General features: G+C 64.6%; 15 protein-coding genes. 3 read left to right on the top strand and 12 right to left on the bottom strand.

Going from position 1 to position 21,729, the window contains the following annotated elements; all coding sequences use genetic code 11:
• Nucleotides 1–13 precede the first annotated feature (13 nt).
• The 12 genes from ureG to glgA form a co-directional block, all read right to left on the bottom strand.
• Nucleotides 14–637: an urease accessory protein UreG gene (gene ureG, locus OC446_RS04280; protein WP_262027802.1), complete on the bottom strand. Its 624-nt coding sequence runs from the start codon at nucleotides 635–637 to the stop codon at nucleotides 14–16.
• On the bottom strand, nucleotides 634–1,359 hold the full coding sequence (locus tag OC446_RS04275; RefSeq protein WP_410054997.1) for an urease accessory protein UreF: 726 nt from the start codon (nucleotides 1,357–1,359) through the stop codon (nucleotides 634–636). Before OC446_RS04275 ends, ureG begins: the two co-directional genes overlap by 4 nt.
• Nucleotides 1,328–1,807, bottom strand: coding sequence for an urease accessory protein UreE (locus OC446_RS04270; RefSeq protein WP_262027801.1), 480 nt, complete (start codon nucleotides 1,805–1,807; stop codon nucleotides 1,328–1,330). The genes OC446_RS04275 and OC446_RS04270 overlap by 32 nt, the downstream gene beginning before the upstream one ends.
• Nucleotide 1,808: 1 nt before the next feature.
• Nucleotides 1,809–3,536 carry an urease subunit alpha gene (gene ureC, locus OC446_RS04265; protein WP_262027800.1) on the bottom strand — a complete coding sequence of 576 codons (1,728 nt, stop codon included), beginning with the start codon at nucleotides 3,534–3,536 and terminating at the stop codon, nucleotides 1,809–1,811.
• On the bottom strand, nucleotides 3,536–4,156 hold the full coding sequence (locus OC446_RS04260) for an urease subunit gamma (protein WP_262027799.1): 621 nt from the start codon (nucleotides 4,154–4,156) through the stop codon (nucleotides 3,536–3,538). Before OC446_RS04260 ends, ureC begins: the two co-directional genes overlap by 1 nt.
• A 9-nt stretch (nucleotides 4,157–4,165) precedes the next feature.
• Entirely contained in the window at nucleotides 4,166–5,020 is an 855-nt protein-coding gene (locus OC446_RS04255; protein WP_262027798.1) for an urease accessory protein UreD, read from the bottom strand.
• Nucleotides 4,995–5,690, bottom strand: a complete 696-nt coding sequence (gene urtE, locus OC446_RS04250) for an urea ABC transporter ATP-binding subunit UrtE (protein WP_262027797.1) — start codon at nucleotides 5,688–5,690, stop codon at nucleotides 4,995–4,997. The genes OC446_RS04255 and urtE overlap by 26 nt, the downstream gene beginning before the upstream one ends.
• Before the next feature lie 2 nt (nucleotides 5,691–5,692).
• Nucleotides 5,693–6,445, bottom strand: a complete 753-nt coding sequence (gene urtD, locus OC446_RS04245) for an urea ABC transporter ATP-binding protein UrtD (protein WP_262027796.1) — start codon at nucleotides 6,443–6,445, stop codon at nucleotides 5,693–5,695.
• A gap of 3 nt (nucleotides 6,446–6,448) precedes the next feature.
• On the bottom strand, nucleotides 6,449–7,585 hold the full coding sequence (gene urtC / locus OC446_RS04240; protein WP_262027795.1) for an urea ABC transporter permease subunit UrtC: 1,137 nt from the start codon (nucleotides 7,583–7,585) through the stop codon (nucleotides 6,449–6,451).
• Nucleotides 7,582–9,171 (bottom strand): urea ABC transporter permease subunit UrtB, encoded by a 1,590-nt coding sequence (urtB, locus tag OC446_RS04235; protein WP_262027794.1) that lies wholly within the window; start codon nucleotides 9,169–9,171, stop codon nucleotides 7,582–7,584. Before urtB ends, urtC begins: the two co-directional genes overlap by 4 nt.
• 71 nt (nucleotides 9,172–9,242) lie before the next feature.
• A complete protein-coding gene (gene urtA / locus OC446_RS04230) occupies nucleotides 9,243–10,499 on the bottom strand; it encodes an urea ABC transporter substrate-binding protein (protein ID WP_262027823.1) in 1,257 nt (418 codons plus the stop codon).
• A gap of 312 nt (nucleotides 10,500–10,811) precedes the next feature.
• On the bottom strand, nucleotides 10,812–12,338 hold the full coding sequence (gene glgA / locus OC446_RS04225) for a glycogen synthase GlgA (protein ID WP_262027793.1): 1,527 nt from the start codon (nucleotides 12,336–12,338) through the stop codon (nucleotides 10,812–10,814).
• 268 nt (nucleotides 12,339–12,606) lie between these two features.
• On the opposite strand from glgA, the gene treZ reads away from it, so the two are divergent.
• The 3 genes from treZ to glgB all read left to right on the top strand — a co-directional run bounded on the left by treZ (nucleotide 12,607) and on the right by glgB (nucleotide 21,654).
• A complete protein-coding gene (gene treZ, locus OC446_RS04220) occupies nucleotides 12,607–14,427 on the top strand; it encodes a malto-oligosyltrehalose trehalohydrolase (RefSeq protein WP_262027792.1) in 1,821 nt (606 codons plus the stop codon).
• Entirely contained in the window at nucleotides 14,424–19,262 is a 4,839-nt protein-coding gene (locus OC446_RS04215; protein WP_262027791.1) for a malto-oligosyltrehalose synthase, read from the top strand. Before treZ ends, OC446_RS04215 begins: the two co-directional genes overlap by 4 nt.
• A 145-nt stretch (nucleotides 19,263–19,407) precedes the next feature.
• The gene (gene glgB, locus OC446_RS04210; RefSeq protein WP_262027790.1) at nucleotides 19,408–21,654 is read left to right on the top strand and encodes a 1,4-alpha-glucan branching protein GlgB; all 2,247 of its coding nucleotides are present in this window, start codon (nucleotides 19,408–19,410) and stop codon (nucleotides 21,652–21,654) included.
• Nucleotides 21,655–21,729: the final 75 nt, after the last annotated feature.

The following is a 21,729-nucleotide window of genomic DNA, read 5'->3' as shown; positions in this document are numbered from 1 at the left end:
GCGCGTTTCTCCTTCAGGCCGCTGCGGACAGGCCGCCGGCCTGTTCGATAAAAGCCGCGATGGCGTCGACCCCAATGCCGTCGCGGATGTTGCTGAACACGTAAGGACGCTGGCCGCGCATGCGCTTCGTGTCCTCCTCCATGATCGCCAGATCGGCGCCCACATGGGGCGCGAGGTCGATCTTGTTGACCACGAGGAGATCGGAGCGCGTGATGCCGGGGCCGCCCTTGCGCGGGATCTTCTCGCCGCCGGCGACGTCGATGACGTAGATCGTCAGATCGGCAAGCTCGGGCGAGAAGGTCGCAGCCAGGTTGTCGCCGCCGGATTCAACCAGCACGATGTCGAGGTCCGGAAAGCGCTTGCGCATGGTGGCGATGGCCGCGAGGTTGATGGATGCGTCCTCGCGAATGGCCGTGTGCGGACATCCGCCCGTTTCCACGCCCATGATGCGCTCCACCGGAAGCGCACCCGCCACGGTCAGGAGGCGCGCATCCTCCTTGGTGTAGATATCGTTGGTGATCGCGCAGATGTCGTAGCGCTCGCGGAACGTCTTGCAGAGCGCTTCCATCAAGGCCGTCTTGCCGGAGCCGACCGGCCCGCCGATGCCGACGCGAAGGGGTCCCGTGTGAGATGTCATGAGCGGAAAAGCCTCGAATATTGGTTTTCGTGATGGAAGGAGCCGAGATCGGCCCGGAAGGTCGAGCCGCCGATGTCGTCGAGCGCAAGTGCCATTCCCTGGTGGGCGATCTCCTGTACGCGGCTGGCCAGCGCGGCAGACACGCGGATGCCCGCGGTCTGTCCGATGGGCGCGAGGCGGATCGCGGCGGAGACGAGCGTCTGCACGAGTCCGAAGAGATAGGCCTGCGCGGTGATCGCCAGCGGAATGCCATGGGCCGCAGCGGCCATGCCGACCGCCACGGGAAAGGCCACGTCCCCCTCGAGACGGAGCAGGCGCGGCGAAGGCCACGCGGCGAGCGTCGCATCGAGGAAGCTGCGCCCTTGCTGGCTGGTTTCGAGATAGAGCTCGGCGGAGGGCGCGAGGGCGAGCGCGAGTTCGTTGACGGCCGCGAGGGCCTCCTCATCGCCCTGCTCCACGGCCCCGTAGGCGTGGCTCAGGAGAATGGCATCGTTGCGCCCGAGCCCGAGCGCGAGCAGGTCCGTAAGCCATGCCACGAGACTTGCCTCGTCGGTGACGTCGCCCGCTTCCGTGGCCCATTCCAGGCTGTGCGAATAGGCATAGCAGCCGACCGGATAGGATGGCGAGAGCCAGGCGAAAAGCGGCAGGATCGCCGCCTCGCCTCCCCGCGCCAGCGCTGTCGGCGAGCCGTCATCCATGGCCGTGACCGTGATGATGGGCATGTGCGCCATGCTCGTGATGGTGATAGGCGCCGCGCACGGGCCGGAAGGGACGCTCGACGATCTCGACCTTGGCGCCCAAGCCCAGCAGCATGTCGACCAGCACGTGGTCGTAGCCGATATAAATCGCCTCGCGGGTGATCTCCGCCGGCACGTGCCGGTTGCCGATATGCCAAGCCAGGGTCAGGAGATCGAGCGGATCCTCCGTGGTGATCTCCACGAGCTTTTCCGGCGCGGCCCTGACCTCGACGAGCCAGCCGCTTTCCAGCCGGATGGCGTCTCCGTCCTCCAGCACGTCGGCCCTGTCGAGATCGAGCAGGAAGGCGGTTCCGCCATCGGCATCGAGCCTGATGCGGCGGCGATGCCTGTCGCCGTGGTCGAGGGTGATGACGTCGACGATGCGGTCCTGCTCGACGGCGTCGCGGCGGATGATGGATGTGGCGCGGATCATGTCAGAACAGGAAATAGCGTTGGGCCATGGGAAGAACCTTCGCGGGCTCGCAGTCGAGCAATTTGCCGTCGGCACGGACATCGTAGGTTTCGGGATCGACCTCGATCACGGGCGTCGCATCGTTGAGCACCATGTCCTTCTTGCCGATCCCGCCGCGCACGTTCTCGACGGCGACGAGCTTCTTCTGCACGCCGAGCTTGGCCGCAAGGCCGTTCTCCACGGCGGCCTTCGACACGAAGGTGAGCGAGGTCGTGGAGAGCGCCCGGCCGTAGGCGCCGAACATCGGCCGGTAGTGCACCGGCTGCGGCGTGGGGATCGAGGCGTTAGGATCGCCCATGAGGGCTGCCGCAATGGCGCCACCCTTGAGCACGAGATCGGGCTTCACGCCGAAGAAGGCCGGCGACCAGACCACGAGATCGGCGAGCTTGCCGACCTCGACGGAGCCGATATGCCGGGACACTCCATGGGCGATGGCAGGGTTGATCGTGTACTTCGCCACATAGCGGCGGACACGCAGATTGTCGTTGCCTCCGGTCTCGCCGGGCAGCGCGCCGCGCTGCACCTTCATCTTGTGCGCGGTCTGCCACGTGCGGATGATGACCTCGCCCACGCGGCCCATGGCCTGGCTGTCGGAGGACATCATCGAGAGCGCCCCGAGATCGTGCAGGATGTCTTCCGCCGCGATGGTCTCCTTGCGGATGCGGCTCTCCGCGAAGGCGAGATCCTCCGGGATCGACGGGGAGAGATGGTGGCAGACCATGAGCATGTCGAGATGCTCGTCAATGGTGTTCACCGTATAGGGCCGCGTCGGATTGGTGGAGGACGGCAGCACGTTGGGCAGCCCTGCCACCTTGATGATGTCCGGCGCGTGGCCTCCACCTGCCCCCTCCGTATGGAAGGCGTGGATCGTCCGCCCCTTGAACGCCGCGATGGTATCCTCGACGAAGCCGGATTCGTTGAGCGTGTCGGTGTGGATCATCACCTGCACGTCATAGGCATCGGCGACGGACAGGCAGCAATCGATGGCCGCTGGGGTCGTGCCCCAATCCTCGTGCAGCTTCAGCGCGCAGGCCCCGGCCTCGATCATCTCCTCCAGGGCGCCCGGCTTCGAGGCATTGCCCTTGCCCGTGAAGGCGAGGTTCATCGGGAAGGCGTCGGCCGCTTCGATCATGCGGGCGATGTGCCACGGCCCCGGCGTGCAGGTGGTGGCGAAGGTGCCCGTCGCAGGGCCCGTGCCGCCGCCCAGCATCGTGGTGATGCCGGACATGAGCGCCTCTTCGATCTGCTGCGGGCAGATGAAGTGGATATGCGAGTCGAAGCCACCGGCCGTGATGATCTTGCCCTCGCCGGCGATGATCTCCGTGCCCGGTCCGATGACGATGTCCACGTTGGGCTGTACGTCCGGATTGCCGGCCTTGCCGATGGCGGCGATCAGTCCGCCCCTGATGCCGAGATCGGCCTTCACGATGCCCCAATGGTCGAGGATCACCGCATTGGTGATGACCGTGTCAACGGCGCCCTCGGCGCGGATGGTCTGGGCCTGTCCCATGCCGTCGCGGATCACCTTGCCGCCGCCGAACTTCACCTCCTCGCCATAGGTGGTGAAGTCCTTCTCCACTTCGATCACGAGAGCCGTATCGGCCAAGCGAACGCGATCGCCCTTGGTCGGGCCGAACATGTCCGCATAACCGGAACGCGGCAGGGAGGCCGGCTTTCTTACATTCGACATCACAGCGCTCCCATCACGCCCTGGCGGAACCCGTAGACCTCGCGTCTGCCGGAAAGCGGCACCAGCACGACCTCGCGCGTGGCGCCGGGCTCGAAGCGAACCGCCGTGCCGGGCACGATGTCGAGACGCATGCCGCGGGCCTTCTCACGGTCGAAGGACATGGCCGGATTGGTCTCGAAGAAGTGGTAATGGCTGCCGACCTGGATCGGCCGGTCGCCCGTATTGGCAACGGTGAGAACGATGCGCTTGGCCCCTTCGTTGAAGACGATCTCGCCCTCCTGCGCGGTGACTTCGCCGGGCACGTCCCTGGAGGCCGCGCCACGGATCGGATGATGCACGGTGACGAGCTTGGTCCCGTCGGGGAAGGTCGCCTCCACCTGCACGTCATGGATCATCTCCGCGATGCCTTCCATCACCTGATCGGCGGTGATCACATGCGCTCCCGCCTCCATCAGTTCGGCGACGGAGCGTCCATCGCGCGCGCCTTCAACGACCGTGTCGGTGATGAGGGCGATGGCTTCCGGGTGGTTCAGCTTCACGCCGCGCTCCAGCCGGCGTCGTGCGACGGTGGCCGCCATGGCGATCAGGAGCTTGTCTTTTTCACGGGGAGTGAGTTGCATGGTTCGACCCTAGCTGAGCCAGACACGAGGAAGGGGCTCACCGCGGAAGGCGAGCAGGAACGGGACTGCGGCGGCACGCAGCGATTCGATCTTCATCGCGCAGAAGCGGACGGCGAGAAGGCCATTCCACGCACTGGCCGCGGCATCGCAGCCCCCGATGGAGGCGAGATGCTCTCGTGCCGCGTCGAGGCGCGCTTCCGCGTCCGGCGCTGCGTGGATCAATGTGGCGAAAGCGCGGGCACCCCTGCCGACGACCGGCTTCCGCAGAAGGTCGTCGATCGGGCCGTCGAGCCGCAGCGTATCGGCATAGACGAGGCGCCCTCCGCGCCGGATGCGCCAACGATCCTCGAACAGGCCCTCCTGGATGCGCTCCGCCCGCGCCTCGCGCCCGAACACGACGGCCTCGAACACGGTCAGGCTCGCATTCTCGGTCATTTCGGCAGAAAGGCTCCGGCGAAGGCGCGCCTTGTCGAACAGGATCGTTTCCTGCGGCAGCCAATCGATCCTCGCTTCGGCCGCCACCTTGAGATCGACCGCGAGCTCGGCAACCGGACCATCCGAGCGATAGACTTTCTCGGCTGCCGGGGTCGCCACCGTCACCGCGGCACCGGAATGTGCTTCGACCTGCACGGAAAAGCGGTCGCCGCAGGCGATCCCGCCGGCCGTGTTGACGAGAACCGCATCGAGCCCTTTCCCGCCGCCTTTCGGGAGCCTGATCCGCATGGACCCGCTCTCCTCGATCCGCATGGGCCGGGTGCGGCCGTCCAGGCCGGCCGCGCCGAACGCAACCCGCCCGACGGCTCTCTGGCGCCGGTGAGTTTCGGATGGGGGAACGCCATCAAATGGCCAAGCGCTGACGGACATCGTCTCCCTCGAGCGCCGAGCGGTCGCCGTGCTGGACGATCTCGCCGCGTTCCATCACCACGAACCGGTCGGCAAGATCGCGGGCGAAGTCGAAATATTGCTCAACCAGGAGGATCGCCATGTCCTTCCGCCCGCGCAGATAGGCGATAGCCCGGCCGATATCCTTGATGATGGATGGCTGGATGCCCTCCGTCGGTTCGTCGAGCACGAGCAGGCGCGGACGGGTGACCAGGGCTCGCCCGATAGCCAGTTGCTGCTGCTGCCCGCCGGAGAGATCGCCCCCGCGCCGGCCCAGCATGGATTTCAGCACCGGAAACAGCTCGAAGACCTCCTCGGGGATCGTCTTCTCGCCGCGCTTCAAGGGCGCAAACCCCGTCTCGAGGTTCTCCTTGACAGTCAGGAGCGGAAAGATCTCGCGGCCCTGCGGGACATAGGCGATCCCGAGCGCCGCACGCTCGAAGGGCTTGAGGCGCGCGATGTCGCGACCATCGAAACGGATGCTGCCGCCCGCGATCGGACGATGCCCGGCAATGGCGCGCAGCAACGACGTCTTGCCGACGCCATTCCGGCCGAGCACGCAGGTGACCTCGCCAATGGAGGCGCTGACAGAGACGCCGCGCAGGGCCTGAGCGGCACCGTAATAGAGGGAGAGGTTCTCAACAGAGAGCATCGTCATCGTCCCAGATAAACCTCGACGACCCGCTCGTTCGCGCTCACCGCGTCGAGCGTCCCCTCGGCGAGCACGGAGCCTTCGTGAAGGCAGGTGACCTTAACGTCGAGGTCGCGCACGAAGGTCATGTCGTGCTCCACCACGACGACCGCCTGCGTCTTGGCGATGTCGCGCAGGAGATCGGCCGTTTCGGCGGTTTCCTGATCGGTCATGCCTGCGGCCGGCTCGTCGATCAGCAGGAGCTTCGGCTGCTGCGCCAGCAGCATGCCGATCTCAAGCCATTGCTTCTGGCCGTGGGACAGTTCTCCCGCCTTGCGGTGACGGTGCGCCGTCAGGCGCACCCGCTCCAGAAGCGCATCGATGCGCTCGCGCTCCCGAGCGCTGCGCCGCGACAGCAGCGTGGCGAAGGGCGAGCGATTCTCCTTGAGGGCGAGCAGGATGTTGTCCTCGACGCTGTGCATCTCGAACACGGTCGGCGTCTGGAACTTGCGGCCGATGCCGAGTTCGGCGATCGCCGCCTCGTCGAGAGCCGTCAGGTCGTGCGTGCCCTCGAACAGGGCCGTGCCCTCATTTGGGCGGGTCTTGCCGGTGATCACGTCCATCATCGTGGTCTTGCCCGCGCCGTTGGGACCGATGATGGCGCGCATCTCCGCATGATCGATGGCGAGCGACAGGGCATTCAAGGCCCGGAATCCGTCGAAGGACACGGAGACGTTGTCGAGGTAGAGAAGCGTCGGGGTGAGGGGTGCCGTCATGGTCTATTCCGCCGCCTGCGAGACCGTCTCGGGCACGGGCCGGGACTTGATCCTCCGGGCGCCGCCGGCCCAGAGATCCGTGGCGGCGCCGAGGATGCCACGTGGCATCAGGAGCGTCACGAAGACGAAGAGGCCCCCGAGCGCGAAAAGCCAGAATTCCGGCAGGACGCCCGTGAACCAGGTCTTGCCCGCATTCACCAGGAACGCGCCGAGAATGGGCCCGGCCAGCGTTCCGCGACCGCCGACCGCCACCCAGATGACGAGTTCGATGGAATTGGCAGGCGCGAACTCGCTCGGATTGATGATGCCGACCTGCGGCACGTAGAGCGCGCCCGCAACACCCGCCAGCATGGCGGAGAGCGTGAAGACGGCAAGCTTGTAATGCTCGACGCGATATCCGAGGAAGCGCGTGCGGCTCTCCGCGTCGCGGATGGCCACGAGCACCTTCCCGAACTTCGAATTGACCACCCAACGGCACAGCAGATAGCCGCCGGCGAGCGCCGCGACAGACAGGACGAAGAGCACGATGCGTGTCGAGGCGGATTGGATCGGAAAGCCGACGATATCCTTGAAGTCCGTCAATCCATTATTGCCGCCGAAGCCCATGTCATTGCGAAAGAAGGCGAGCATGAGGGCGAAGGTCATGGCCTGCGTGATGATGGACAGATAGACGCCCGTCACCCGCGAGCGGAAGGCGAACCAGCCGAACACCAAGGCGAGAACGCCCGGCACGACGAGCACCATGAGGGCCGCGAACGGGAGCCAGTCGATCCCGTGCCAGAACCAGGGCAGCTCCTTCCAGTTCAGGAACACCATGAAATCGGGCAGGACCGGATCCGCATAGACCCCGCGCGGTCCGATCTGGCGCATGAGATACATGCCCATTGCATAGCCGCCGAGCGCGAAGAACGCGCCGTGCCCGAGCGAGAGAATGCCGCAGAAGCCCCAGATCAAGTCGACCGAGAGCGCCAGCAACGCGAAGCAGACATACTTGCCGATGAGCGGCACGAGATGGTCGGACAGGTGGAGCGGCGATCCCGGAGCGACCGCCATATTCAGGACCGGCACCAGAATGGCCGCCGCTCCCAGCAGGGCAAGAACGATGATGCTCTGACGATCGAGCGCCGATTGCGTTGTCATGCTTCGACCGCCCTGCCTTTGAGCGCGAAGAGACCGCGCGGACGCCTCTGGATGAAGAGAATGATCGCGATGAGCAGCACGATCTTGCCGAGCACCGCGCCCGCATAGGGTTCGAGCAACTTGTTGGCCACGCCAAGCGTCATGGCGCCGACCAGCGTGCCCCATAGGTTTCCGACGCCGCCGAACACGACCACCATGAAGCTGTCGATGATGTAGCCCTGCCCGAGATTGGGACTGACATTGTCGATCTGGGAGAGCGCCACGCCGGCAATTCCGGCGACGCCCGATCCGAGCCCGAAGGCCAGGGCGTCGATGCGGTTGGTTCGGATGCCCATGGAACCCGCCATGCGCCGGTTCTGCGTGACGGCGCGGACGTAGAGGCCGAGCGAGGTGTAGCGCAGCACGAGGAGCAGCGCCGCAAAGACCGCGAAGGCGAAGACCACGATGGCGATCCGGTTATAGGTGAGGCTTAAGCCCCCGATCTCCAGCGCCCCGCTCATCCAGGCGGGCGTACCGACCTCGCGATTGGTGGGGCCGAAGATCGTGCGCACGGCCTGCTGCAGAATGAGCGACAGACCCCATGTGGCGAGAAGCGTCTCAAGCGGTCGGCCGTACAGGAAGCGGATCACCGTCCGTTCGATGAGGATGCCGATTGACCCGGCCACCAGAAAGGCGAGCGGCAACGCGATGAACAGCGAAGCGCCGAACAGACCGGGAGCGTATGTCCGGATCGCCTCCTGCACGAGGAACGTCGTGTAGGCTCCGATCATGACCATCTCGCCATGGGCCATGTTGATGACGCCCATGGTGCCGAAGGTGATGGACAGGCCGATGGCCGCCAGCAGCAGGACCGACCCGAGGGAGATCCCGTACCAAATGTTCTGCACGCCGCTCCAGAGCGCGAGCCGCGAGCGAATGCCGCCGGCGGCCTTGCTCGCGGCTTCGGACACCTCGGCAGGAGTTCCATTCGGCAACGAGGACAGGAGACCCAGTGCATCCTGATCGCCACGGGCACGCAGAGTTTCGACGGCAGCGATCTTTTCCGCTGGTGAGGCGTCTTGCTTCGTGAGGAGAATGGCGGCGCGAGCGCTTTCGAGCGCCATCTTCACGCCGGCGTCGCTCTCCTGGGCGATGGCCTGCTCGAGGGTGGCAAGCGCCGCTGCATCGCGCGAGCGGAAGACAGCGCGGGCGGCATCGAGGCGTGTTTCGACCTGCGGGCTGAGCAACGTCATGCTGCCGAGCGCGGCTTCGACGGCGCGCCGGACGCGGTTGTTGACGCGAACGGGCTTTGCTCCTGCGGGAGGTTCGACCGCACGTCCCGTGGCGGCGTCGACGAACGGGCCCGCCGCGTCGCGGATATAGACCCGGCCTGCAGCGGCCATCAGCCGTCCGTCACGCAGGGCTTCGACAAGATTCATGGCCTGCGCGTGGCCGCTGCCCGCAACAGCGGCGATGGCCGCCTCGGTGTCGGCGTAGCTGTCCGCCGCGAGTTTCGGCAAGGCTTCCTCATAGGGCCCGGCCATAGCGGCTGAGATCGTTCCGATGAGCAGAACGAAGGCCTGCAGAATGCTGCGCAATCTGGTCATGCAATCAACTTCGGACGGTGGATCGGGCGAGGACGGCCGGTGGGCCGCCCTCGTTGCATTGCGTGCCTAGATCAGGCGCCGCACTTCTTCGTGACGGTGTTGTAATTGCCGCACTTGAGATCCTTCCAGTCGGCGATCAGGTCCTTCGAGCCTTCGAGGTACTTGGACCAGGCGTCGCCAGGAACGAGCGCATCCGTCTGCGAGACGGTTTCAAACTGCCCGTCCTCCTTGATCTCGCCGATGAGAACCGGCTTGGTGATGTGGTGGTTCGGGAGCATCTTGGAGACACCGCCGGTCAGGTTCGGCACCTCGACGCCCACGATCGCATCGATAACCTTATCGGGATCCGTGCTGCCGGCCTTCTCAACGGCCTTGACCCACATGTTGAATCCGATCACGTGCGCTTCCATCGGGTCGTTGGTGACGCGCTTGTCGTTCTTGGTGAAGGCTTTCCATTTATCGATGAAGGCCTTGTTGTCGGGCGTGTCGACGGACTGGAAGTAATTCCAGGCGGCCAGGTGCCCGACGAGCGGCTTCGTGTCGATGCCTGCAAGCTCCTCCTCGCCGACGGAGAAGGCCACGACCGGAATGTCCGTCGCCTTCACGCCCTGGTTGGCGAGTTCCTTGTAGAACGGTACGTTGGCGTCGCCGTTGATGGTGGAAACGACGGCGGTCTTTTTGCCGGCCGAGCCGAACTTCTTAATGTCGGCCACGATGGTCTGCCAATCGGAATGCCCGAAGGGCGTGTAGTTGATCATGATGTCCTCGGACTTCACGCCCTTGGACTTCAGGTAGGCCTCGAGGATCTTGTTGGTCGTGCGCGGATAGACGTAGTCGGTGCCGGCAAGCACCCAGCGCTCGACCTTTTCTTCGTTGGCGAGGTAGTCGACGGCCGGAATCGCCTGTTGGTTCGGCGCGGCGCCCGTGTAGAACACGTTCCGCTCGCTTTCCTCGCCCTCGTATTGCACGGGATAGAACAGGATGCTGTTGAGCTCCTTGAACACCGGCAGAACGGATTTGCGCGACACGGAGGTCCAGCATCCGAAAACGGCCGCGACCTTGTTCTGGCTGATCAGCTCGCGTGCCTTCTCGGCAAAGAGAGGCCAGTTGGAGGCAGGATCGACGACCACCGCCTCGAGCTTCTTGCCGAGCAGACCGCCCTTCTTGTTCTGCTCATCGATGAGCATCAGCATGACGTCCTTCAGTGTCGTCTCGCTGATCGCCATGGTGCCGGACAGAGAGTGCAGAACACCGACCTTGATGGTCTCCTGCGCTTGCGCCGTTCCCATGACAGCGCCGGAGACCAGCGCGGCGGACGCCAGCGCCATCAGGTGTCTGCGGGTCATCTTCAACATCGACATAGGTCCTCTCCCTTGGCCGCCCTGTTTCAGGTGCAACGCCGGGCGATTACGCAAGAACCATGCCAGTTCGAAGAACGCCTTATGCTTCAGGTCCCGAGAATTTCTCCTCAGTCGGTGACAGGAATCCGGTCATATGGTCCATGCCCGAAAAAACGGCAGAGGCTCAAGAATGAGGCTGCAACATCATGTCGGCTTCGTCCATTCGTCGATCAGGATGAACGAAAAATGGGCTGAACATCGGTCAGCCCATCGTCTCTCTGCGATCACTTGCGGAAGGAGTTATGCGAGCGCCGTCCGGCAGGCGCGCTCGTAGACCTCCTGGTAGCGCGACGCAGATCGGTCCCAGCCGTGCGGCCGGCTCATGGCGGCGCGTCGCATGGCCGTGAGGCGCGGACGCGACCGGAAGGTTTCTAGACCTCGCCGGATGGCATCCATGAAGCGGTTGAGCGAAGGCTCGCCGAAGAGGAACCCGTTTATTCCGTCTTCGATCGTATCCGCAAGGCCGCCCGTTCGATGGGCGATCGGCAGGGAGCCGAAACGCTGCGCATACATCTGACTCAGGCCGCAGGGCTCGAAGCGCGACGGCATGAGCAAGAAATCGCTGCCGGCATACATCCGACGGGCATCGCCCTCGTCATAGCCGATCTTCACGCCGACGGAACCCGGATGGCGGCTTGCGAGCGCCTGCAGCTCGGATTCGAAGCGCGGCTCGCCTTGGCCGATGACAGCGATCTGCCCGCCCTGCGACACGATGGTCTCCGCCGCCGAGATGGCGAGATCTACGCCCTTCTGGTGGACCAGGCGCGAGACGACTGCGAAGAGCGGCCCGTTAGACAGGGCGAGCCCGAAATTCTCGCGCACATTGGCGGCATTGATGCTTTTCCCGCCCCAGTTCTCCGCCGAGAAAGGGCTCACCAGATAAGGGTCCCGGCTCGGATCCCAGCTCTCGTCGATGCCGTTGATGATGCCGTCCAGCCGCCCCTGCTCGGCGCAGGTCCGCAGCAGCCCGTCGAGACCGCAGCCGAATTCCGGCCGCGTGATCTCATGGGCATAGGTGGAGCTGACCGTCGTGATGTGGGACGAGTAGTAGATCCCCGCCTTCAGGAAGGAGACCTTGCCGTAGAACTCGACGCCGTTGATCTGGAACGCCGCGTCGGGAATGCCGAGATGCGACAGGCGGCTGCGATCGAAATTGCCCTGATAGGCAAGGTTGTGAATGGTCAGGATGGTCGGAATATGCTGTCCGCGCCAAGCCAGATAGGCCGATGCGAGACCAGACGGCCAGTCGTTGAGATGCATGAGATCGGCGCGCCACAGGGGATCGCCGCTGCCGCAGGCGATGTCCGCCGCCGCAAGGCCGAGACGCGCGAAACGGATGTCGTTGTCGGCCCAGTCCATGCCGAAGCTATCGACATAAGGTGAGCCGTCGCGGTCGTAGAGTTCGGGGCAGAGCAGAACGTAGACCGTCAGGCCGTCCTCGGTCGTGCCGCGCCCCAGGCCACAGGCGGGAATGCCGAATGAAGCCGGCAAACGGGCGATTTCCTCCACCGGGCCAATCTGCGACAGAACCTGGCGATAACCCGGGATGAGAATGCGCACGTCGTATTGGCGCCGGAGCGCGCGCGGAAGCGCGGCGGATACTTCGCCCAGACCACCAGCCTTGATGTAGTCGGCGATCTCGGATGTGACGAAAAGGATGGACTGACGCCGTTTAACGGAAACGGACGGTGGCACGATGTCCTGCAATTCGGCATGCGCCGTTGTCGGGAGAGCCGCATCGGCTTCCAGTTGAAAAGATTCCAGCATGTTCGCTCAGCGGCGCGATCCCCAGCGACCCCCGCGCCATAAGGCAGTCGCGCTGTTAAACTCATTGACCCCGAGATGGGTTCCGAAGAAATTTCAGAAAATTTTCGGGTACCCCGATCCGGGATAAATGCCGAGCTTATGTCACCTTGAGCATTAGATGGAATCCGAGCTTGGAAGCCGAGCTTGGCTGTTTTTTTGATGCTGGCTGGAACATTGCCTTAAGATGCTCGTTCGCAAGTGCTTTCCATGAAGAGATTCCGGGGATTCGATGCGGCGCGTTCACTCCATGCCCTTCGGGGCAGAGATAACCTCCGATGGCACTCGCTTTGCCTTGTGGGCGCCGACGGCGCGCGAGGTGAACCTTGTGCTCGACGACACGGAGCATCCGCTGACGGCGGATGCCGAGGGATGGTACCGCCATGTCTCCGAGCAGGCGCGCGCCGGAAGCCGCTATGGCTACAGGATCGACGGCGATCTCGTTGTGCCCGACCCGGCGTCCCGCTTCCAGCCCGACGACGTCCATGGATTAAGCCTCGTGGTTGATCCGCAATCCTACGATTGGTCGGACATGTCCTGGACGGGCCGCCCATGGGAGGAGACCGTTCTCTACGAGGTTCATGTCGCAACGGCCACGCCGGAAGGGACCTATGCAGGCCTCATGGGCAAGCTCGAGGCCTTGAAGGACCTTGGCGTGACGGCCATCGAACTCATGCCGATCGGCGACTTCCCGGGGCGACGCAACTGGGGCTATGACGGCGTCCTGCCCTATGCGCCGGACGCGGCCTATGGAAGCCCGGAGGATCTCAAGCGCCTCGTAGAGCGTGCGCACGAGCTCGGCCTCATGATGTTCCTCGATGTGGTCTACAACCATTTCGGGCCATCCGGAAATTATCTCCATGCCTATGCCAAGAGCTTCTTCACAGAACGCCACCCGACGCCCTGGGGCGCGGGGATCAACGTGGATGACGAAGGCAGCCGCGTCGTGCGCGACTTCTTCTTCCACAATGCGCTCTACTGGCTGGAGGAGTTCCATTTCGATGGGCTTCGCTTCGACGCGGTCCACGCCATCGTCGACGATGGAGAAAAACATTTTATCGAGGAGCTGGCGGACCGCATCAGGCAGGCGATCCCCGAGCGGCATGTTCACCTGGTGCTCGAGAACGAGGCCAATCAGGCGCGCTGGCTCAATCGCGACGAGGAGCGCCGGCCAAAGCTTCATACGGCCCAATGGGCGGATGACATCCACAATGCCTGGCACGCGCTCCTGACCGGGGAGAACGAGGGCTATTACGAGGATTACGCCGACAAGCCGCTTCAGCACCTGGGCCGGTCCCTGGCGGAAGGCTTCGCCTATCAGGGCGATCCGTCGCCGCACAAAAGCGGTTTCGTTCGCGGCGAGCCCTCGGGACATCTGCCGCCGAGCGCCTTCGTGGCCTTCCTCCAGAACCACGACCAGGTCGGCAACCGCGCCTTCGGCGAGCGCCTTGCCCATCTGATCGCACCGGAGCGCCTCGAACTCGCGCAGGCGATCTTTCTTCTCTCGCCGCAGATCCCGCTTCTGTTCATGGGCGAGGAATGGGCGGCATCGACTCCGTTCCAGTTCTTCGTCGACTTCGAAAACGAACCGGATCTGGCCAAGGCGGTCCGGGACGGACGGCGCGGCGAGTTCAAGCGCTTCAAGGCCTTCGCGGATCCGGACATGTCGCAGAGGATCCCCGACCCGACGGATCGAGCGACTTTTGATAATTCCCGGATCGACTGGTCGGAAGCGGAACGTTCCCCGCATCGAGAGGTTCTGTCACGGACCCGTCATCTCCTCGACATCCGGCGGACGGAGATCGTTCCGCTTCTCAAGAGCGATTATCGCGGCTCGCGTTACACGGTGTCGCCGGAGAACATTCTCGATGTGAGCTGGCGCTTCTCCGATAGCACGCTCCGCCTGCTTGTGAATTTCGGCGGCGCTCCCGCTGACATGAACATCGAGAACGGCGCCCATGCGCTCTGGGCGAGCCCTGGGATCGACACGAGCCGCAGCAATCTACAACTCGCGCCCTGGACGGGCATCATCTTGAAAGGACAATCGGCATGAGCAAGCTGGACGCTCTCCTGGAGCGCATGGCCGCCCTTGTCGGTATTTCTTCGGACTACACCGATGCATTCGGGAACAGCGTCGAGACCAGCCAGCCAACCCGGCAGGCGCTGCTGACCGCCCTTGGGCTCGACATCTCCTCCGAGACCGGCGCCCGCGAGAGCCTGACGCGGTTGGAGCGCCTGAAGAAAGGTCCGGTCCCGGCTGTCATCACGATCGAAGCGGATACGCCTTCGACGGTACAATTCAGCGCCGCGCCCGAGCCGCAGGCGTGGATCCTGATCGAAGAGAACGGTGCGGTCCACGAGGGACGGCTCGCCAGGGACGAGGACAGCCTGGACATTCCGGCGTTGCAGCCAGGGTATCACCGCCTCCGCTTCGGAGACAGGGAGACGACCATCGTCGCCGCCCCGCCCCGGTGCTGGGAGCCGGATGCCTTCCAGGGAGAGGCGCGGCTCTGGGGCGCCGTCGCCCAGATCTACTCCCTGCGTTCCGAGCGGGATTTCGGCATCGGCGACTATTCGGACGTGGCGCTGGCGGCGGAGAGCGTCGGACGCCTCGGCGGGGCCTTCCTGGGGCTCAGCCCGGCCCACGCGCTCTTCGCTTCGGACCGCTTGAAGATCTCACCCTATTCTCCCTCCTCGCGGCTCTTCCTCGAGTCCATCTATATCGATCCCACAGCGGTCGCGGGGTTTGCCGGGAGCAGCGCCGAGAGGCTTCTCGGCGAGCTGGACGCCCAGGCGCGCCTCGCCCGGCTTCGAAGCGCCCAACTCATCGATTATGCCGAGGTCTGGGCTCTCAAGCGCCCGCTCCTCGACGCCCTCTGGACCACCTTCCGGCAATCGGGCGATCATGCCACGTTCGAGGCCTTCCGGCGCGCCGGCGGCGAAGCCCTGGAGGCCCATGCCACCTTCGAGGCTCTTGCCGAGCATTTTCGCGAGCAGGGCCGGTTCTGGAGCGGCGATTGGCCGGAGGAATATCGTTCCGTCCATTCCGTCGCCGTCAGGCGGTTCCGCATGGATCACGCAGAACGCGTGGCCTTCCATGCCTGGCTGCAATGGCTGGCCGATAATCAGCTTACGCAGGCGGCGGAACGGGCCCGGGCCGCAGGGCTTCCCATCGGTCTCTACCGGGACCTCGCGGTCGGCGCGGATGGTGGCGGCTCCGAGATCTGGGCGACGCCCGAGCGTTATGCGCCCGGCCTCTCCATCGGGGCGCCCCCGGATCCGCTCGGGCCCCAGGGGCAGGATTGGGGTTTGCCGCCCTTCAATCCGCTCACCCTGGAGGAGCAGGGACTGGCTGCGTTCCGCGACCTCGTCTCGGCCAATATGCGCCACGCCGGGGCGATCCGGATCGACCATGCGTTCCAGCTCCAGCGTCTGTTCCTCATCCCGTCCGGCGCCCCGGCGTCCCAGGGAGCCTATGTGGATTATCCGTTCGAGGCGATGCTGGCGGTGCTGCGCGTGGAGAGCCACCGCGCCCAATGTCTCGTGATCGCCGAGGACCTCGGCACGGCTCCCGAGGGCTTCTCCGACGCCATCATGGCATCGGGCGTCCTCAGCTACCGGGTGTTGCCCTTCGAGCGGGACGGATCGGCCTTCAAGACGCCAGACGAGTATCCCCGCTCGGCCATGGCGGTCATCACCACCCATGACCTGCCGACCTTCACCGGCTGGTGGCGCGGCCTCGACATCGACCTTCGTCAGACGCTCGGCATCTTCGATCCCACCAAGGCGGCCGACGAGCGCCGCGCCCGCGCCGCCGACAAGCGGCACCTGACGGAAGCCCTGGCCGCGGAGAGCCTCCTGCCCTCATCCGATCTTCCGGAGGAGCCGCCTCTCGAGGAGACCATCCGCTATCTCGGCCGCACGTCGGCCGTGCTCACGGCCCTGCAGATCGAGGACGCCTCTGGCGAACTGAACCAGCCCAACATGCCGGGTATGGATGCGGGACACCCCAATTGGCGCCGCCGCCTGTCGAACACCATCGAAACCATTGCCTCGCCGGGAAACCTGATGCCCAAGCTCGCCGTCGCCCTGGCGGAGGAAGGACGAGACGCCCGTGCACGGCGCAATGCCCTCGCCTCGCCTCCGCCTCGCGCCACCTACCGCCTGCAGTTCCACAAGGACTTCACCTTCGACGATGCGGTGGCCATCGTCCCGTATCTGGCGAAGCTCGGCATCAGCCATGTCTATTCCTCGCCGATCCAGACGGCCGCGCCCGGATCGACACACGGCTATGACATCGTCGACCATTCGACCATCAATCCCGAACTCGGCGGCGAGGAGGGCTTCCGCCGCCTCTCGGCCGCTCTGAAGGAGCATGGCCTCAAGCTCCTCCTCGACATCGTTCCGAACCACATGGGCGTGGGCGGGAAGGACAATGGCTGGTGGCTCTCGGTTCTGGAATGGGGCCGGCTCTCGCCCGTCGCCAAAGCCTTCGACATCGACTGGGAGCGGCCCGGTGCCGCCGGCAAGCTGATCGTTCCATCGCTGGGCGGTCTTTACGGGGAAGTGCTGGAGAAGGGAGAACTCCAGCTGAAATTCGACCCTGACGAAGGCTCCTTCAGCGTCTGGCATTGGGAGCACCGGTTCCCGCTCCGCCCGACGACCTACCCGGTCGTGCTCGATCTCGCGCTTGCCGCCCTTGCCGACCCAACGAAGGCCGGTGAATTGCGCAGCTCGACCGAACGCTTGAAGGCGTTGGAGGAAAGCGAATCCTCGCCGGAGGAAGCCGAGGCGCTGAAGCGCGAACTGGCCCAAGCGGTCGCGGCCTCGCCAGCCTTGCGGAAGGCCATCGACAGCGCGGTCGCGGTCGTCAACGGCACCGCCGGTCATCCGGAAAGCTTCAACACCCTGCACCGCCTCCTGGAGGAACAGGCCTATCGGCTCTCCTACTGGCGGGTGGCATCGAGCGACATCAACTACCGCCGCTTCTTCGACATCAACACCCTGGCGGGCATCCGGGTCGAGATCCCCGAGATCTTCGAGAAGACGCACGAACTCATCCTCCGCCTCGTGGACGAGGGCCACGTCCACGGCCTGCGGATCGACCACATCGACGGTCTCGCCGATCCGGAGGGCTATACCCGCGCCCTTCAGCGGAAGGTGGGGCCGGGCTTCTTCGTGGCGGTCGAGAAGATCCTGGAGCCCGGCGAGGCGCTGCGCCCCTGGCCGGTCGCGGGAACATCGGGCTACGACGTGCTCAATGTGATCGACGGCGTTCTCGTGAACGACGAGGCCGGCGACGCGTTCGAGCGCATCTACCGCGATGCCTCTGGCCTTCAGGGCTCCTATGACGACCTGCTTAAACAGGCCAAGGTCGAGATCACCGAGAAGAATTTCGCCAGCGAGCTGGAGGTTCTGGTCTCCGACATCAAGGCCATCGCGGATGCCGACCGGCGCACGCGGGACTACACGGCTTTCTCTGTGCGCCAAGCCCTCATCGAAATCATCGCGGCCTTCCCGGTCTATCGCAGCTATCTCGGCGAGGCAGAACCGGCGGAGGAGGACGTGCGGTTGATCGGGGACACGATCCGTGAGGCGCAACACGCGAGCGCCTTGCCTGATCGCAGCGTGCACGATTTCATTGCCTCCGCGCTTCTCGGCAGGGCTAAGGCGGATCCATCCGATATACGCCGCTTCCGGCGCCGGTTCCAACAGCTCACGGGCCCCGTCATGGCCAAGAGCCTGGAGGACACCCTGTTCTATCGCTATGGCCGCCTGATCGCCCTCAACGAAGTCGGCGGCGATCCGGGCCATTTCGGCCTCTCTCCGCAAGCGTTCCACCAGTCGAATGCGGATCGCGCCCGCGACTGGCCGCACGCCATGATCGCCACCGCGACGCACGACACGAAGCGTGGCGAGGATGCGCGAGCCCGCCTGCTTGCGCTTTCGGAGATGCCGGACGAATGGGCGCGGTCGCTCGATCTGTGGCGGGAGGTTGCCGCGCCTCACCTGTCCGAGGTGAACGGCGCACCGGCGCCGGACGCCAATGATCAGGTGATCCTGCTGCAGGCGCTCCTCGGCGCATGGCCGTTGGAGCTTCTGGAGAGCACCGACGCCATTGCCGCCTTCCAGGAGCGGATGGACGGCTATCTCACCAAGGCCCTCCGGGAAGCCAAGCGGCATACGAGCTGGGTTGCCCCGAACGAGGCCTATGAGGGAGCGGCCCTCGAACTCCTCCATGCCGTGCTTGATCCGAAGAACCGCATCCTCGACCGCCTTCAGCCCCTGGCCCGGCGCCTGTCTCGCCTGGGCATGCTGAACGGGCTCTCGCGGACCATCCTGAAGATGACCCTGCCGGGCATTCCCGATATCTACCAGGGCACCGAGTTCTGGGACTTCTCCCTGGTCGACCCCGACAACCGGCGGCCGGTGAATTACAAAACGCGAATCGCGGCGCTCGCCATGAACGAGCCGGTTGCGACGGTGAAAAACTGGTCCGACGGTCGGATCAAGCAGCGTATCCTCACGCGACTACTTGACGATCGAGCGGCATCCCCAGACCTCTACGCGGAGGGCGATTATCGGCCCCTGTCGGTCGAAGGCGGGCTTTCGGCCCATCTGCTCGGCTATCTCAGGCAGCATGGCGAGACGGCGCTTGCCGTCATCGTGCCGCGGCTCTGGAATGGTTTGACGGACAGCGAGGGCCATCTCTCTGGTCAGACGGCCTGGGGTGATGCGACCATCTCTCTGCCCCAAAGTCGCTGGCGGAACGTCCTGACGGGAGAGGATATTCTCATCGGTTCGGATCATCAGAAGGTCGCGTCGCTCATGGGCGCCCTGCCCTTTGTCGTTCTCAAGCACGATGGAGACGACGGTACCCCGCATTAACAAAGATTCGCGCGGCCCCCTTTAGGAGCCGCGCCGCTTCTGGTCCAAACCAGCGCCTGCTCCATAATGGAATCTCTCGCAGGGGCCGGCCTCGCATGCCGGTCCGGGAGCACCTATGGGACAGCCGATGAAGGGGGACAACCGAATGGATCAGCACCGTCGTGGATCGCAGAGCGCAGCGCCGCGCCCGGCCGAGCCGCCATCGGTTGCCGAGATCGTCAACTCGGGCGATCCCTTCTCGGTGCTCGGGCCTCATGAGGTGTCCCCCGGCCAATGGGAGATCCGCGCCATCGTGCCGGATGTCGACGCCGTGACGGTTGTCGACCGCGATGGACAGACCGTTCTGGCCCCGATGGAGCGGATGCCTCCGGACGGTCTTCTCGTCGCCTCGTTCAGCGCCCCCGACCGACCTGATTACAGGCTGCGGATCGAGCGGCACGGCAGCGTCGAAACCTGGCACGATCCCTACAGCTTCGGCACCTTCCTGTCCCACGACGATCTCGTCCGGATCGGCGATCCGACGAGCGATGCGGTCTATACGAAGCTCGGGGCGCATTTTCTGGATCTCGGAGGCATTCAAGGTTTCCTGTTCACCGTCTGGGCGCCCAATGCCCGCCGGGTGAGCGTGGTTGGCGACTTCAATGCCTGGGACGGGCGTCGCCACCTCATGCGCCGCCGTCATGAAGGCGGGATCTGGGAATTGTTCATTCCGGACGTCACGCCGGAGCAGCGCTACAAGTTCGAGATCATCGGCCTGCACGGCAATCTCCTCGCCCAGAAGGCCGATCCCATCGCCTTCGCGGCGGAGCATCCACCGGAAACGGCTTCCATCGCCAAAAACGTTCCGAGCTTCGATTGGCAGGATTCGGAGTGGATGAAATCGCGCGCCGCGCAGAACCACCGCAAGGCGCCAATGTCGATCTACGAGTGCCATCTCGGCTCGTGGGCGCGCGTCCCCGAGGAGGGCAACCGCTATCTGACCTACCGCGAATTGGCCGTGCGGCTTATCCCTTACGTGAAGGATCTCGGCTTCACGCATATCGAGCTTCTGCCGATCACCGAATATCCGTTCGACGGCTCATGGGGCTATCAGCCGATCTCGCTCTATGCGCCGACGAGCCGTTTCGGCACGCCGGAAGATTTCGCCGCTTTCGTCGAGGCGGCACACGCGGCGGGCATCGGCATCATTCTCGATTGGGTGCCGGCGCACTTCCCGAACGATCCGCACGGGCTATCCTATTTCGACGGCACGCATCTCTACGAACATGCCGATCCGCGTCTGGGCTTCCACCAGGATTGGGGCACCTACATCTATAATTTCGAGCGCCAGGAGGTGATGAGCTTCCTCGTGGCGAATGCCCGCTTCTGGCTGGAGCGGTACCATCTGGACGGACTGCGCGTCGATGCGGTCGCGTCCATGCTCTACCTCGATTATTCGCGAAAAGCCGGAGAGTGGATTCCCAACCGCTACGGCGGCAACGAGAACCTCGGCGCCATCGACTTCATCCGCAAGATGAATGAGGTCGCCTATGCCACCTCGCCGGGCGCCGTCACCATCGCGGAGGAATCGACCGCATGGCCGGGCGTGTCCCAGCCTACCTACGCAGGAGGGCTTGGCTTCGGGTTCAAATGGAATATGGGCTGGATGCACGATACCTTGCGCTACATCAGCAAGGATCCCGTCTTCCGCCGGTACCATCATCACGATCTCACCTTCGGGCTGCTCTACGCCTTCTCCGAGAATTTCATCCTGCCCCTGAGCCATGACGAGGTGGTTCACGGCAAGGGATCGCTCCTCGGCAAGATGCCGGGCGACCAATGGCAGCGTTTCGCCAATCTGCGCGCCTATTTCGGCTTCATGTGGGGCCATCCCGGCAAGAAGCTCCTGTTCATGGGCGGGGAAATCGCGCAGGAACGGGAGTGGAACCACGACACGAGTCTCGACTGGCATCTCCTTGACAGCTCCTATCACAAGGGCATGCAGTCGCTGATCAGAGACCTCAACCACGCGTACGGCTCCATTCCCGCTCTGCACGAGCGCGATTGCGAGGCGAAGGGATTCGAGTGGCTGGTGTCCGACGACCATGGCAACAGCGTCATCGCCTGGATGCGGCGCGGCGACGACGAGACCTCGGTCGCCGTCGTGGTGTCGAACTTCACGCCGGTCGCGCGGGAAGCCTATCGCATCGGCGTTCCGCTGCCGGGCTTCTATCGCGAGGCGGTCAACACGGATGCGGGACAGTATGGCGGCGGCAACGTGGGCAATCTCGGCGGCGTGACGGCCGAGGCCGTTCCGAGCCATGGCCGGCCCTGCTCCCTGAGCCTGACGATTCCGCCTTTGGCGACGCTCATTCTCGTCCTCGATCCCGAAGGCTCCGGACCCAAGATATAGTTCAGCTTGCCCGGGACCTCGTGCAGGCTTGTGCGTTGTCGAAATGAAGGTTTTGCTCCGCTTGTTTTCCGAGAT

Source organism: Microvirga sp. Mcv34, assembly GCF_024519725.1.
Classification (GTDB): Bacteria; Pseudomonadota; Alphaproteobacteria; order Rhizobiales; family Beijerinckiaceae; genus Microvirga.
This window is presented reverse-complemented; position numbering and strand designations above follow the sequence as displayed.

Bases quoted from the DNA above. Each gene is read 5' to 3' on its own strand.
- ureG (WP_262027802.1), bottom strand. From the start codon at position 637: ATGACATCTCACACGGGACCCCTTCGCGTCGGCATCGGCGGGCCGGTC.
- OC446_RS04275 (WP_410054997.1), bottom strand. From the start codon at position 1,359: ATGCCCATCATCACGGTCACGGCCATGGATGACGGCTCGCCGACAGCG.
- OC446_RS04270 (WP_262027801.1), bottom strand. From the start codon at position 1,807: ATGATCCGCGCCACATCCATCATCCGCCGCGACGCCGTCGAGCAGGAC.
- ureC (WP_262027800.1), bottom strand. From the start codon at position 3,536: ATGTCGAATGTAAGAAAGCCGGCCTCCCTGCCGCGTTCCGGTTATGCG.
- OC446_RS04260 (WP_262027799.1), bottom strand. From the start codon at position 4,156: ATGCAACTCACTCCCCGTGAAAAAGACAAGCTCCTGATCGCCATGGCG.
- OC446_RS04255 (WP_262027798.1), bottom strand. From the start codon at position 5,020: ATGTCCGTCAGCGCTTGGCCATTTGATGGCGTTCCCCCATCCGAAACT.
- urtE (WP_262027797.1), bottom strand. From the start codon at position 5,690: ATGCTCTCTGTTGAGAACCTCTCCCTCTATTACGGTGCCGCTCAGGCC.
- urtD (WP_262027796.1), bottom strand. From the start codon at position 6,445: ATGACGGCACCCCTCACCCCGACGCTTCTCTACCTCGACAACGTCTCC.
- urtC (WP_262027795.1), bottom strand. From the start codon at position 7,585: ATGACAACGCAATCGGCGCTCGATCGTCAGAGCATCATCGTTCTTGCC.
- urtB (WP_262027794.1), bottom strand. From the start codon at position 9,171: ATGACCAGATTGCGCAGCATTCTGCAGGCCTTCGTTCTGCTCATCGGA.
- urtA (WP_262027823.1), bottom strand. From the start codon at position 10,499: ATGGCGCTGGCGTCCGCCGCGCTGGTCTCCGGCGCTGTCATGGGAACG.
- glgA (WP_262027793.1), bottom strand. From the start codon at position 12,338: ATGCTGGAATCTTTTCAACTGGAAGCCGATGCGGCTCTCCCGACAACG.
- treZ (WP_262027792.1), top strand. From the start codon at position 12,607: ATGCGGCGCGTTCACTCCATGCCCTTCGGGGCAGAGATAACCTCCGAT.
- OC446_RS04215 (WP_262027791.1), top strand. From the start codon at position 14,424: ATGAGCAAGCTGGACGCTCTCCTGGAGCGCATGGCCGCCCTTGTCGGT.
- glgB (WP_262027790.1), top strand. From the start codon at position 19,408: ATGGATCAGCACCGTCGTGGATCGCAGAGCGCAGCGCCGCGCCCGGCC.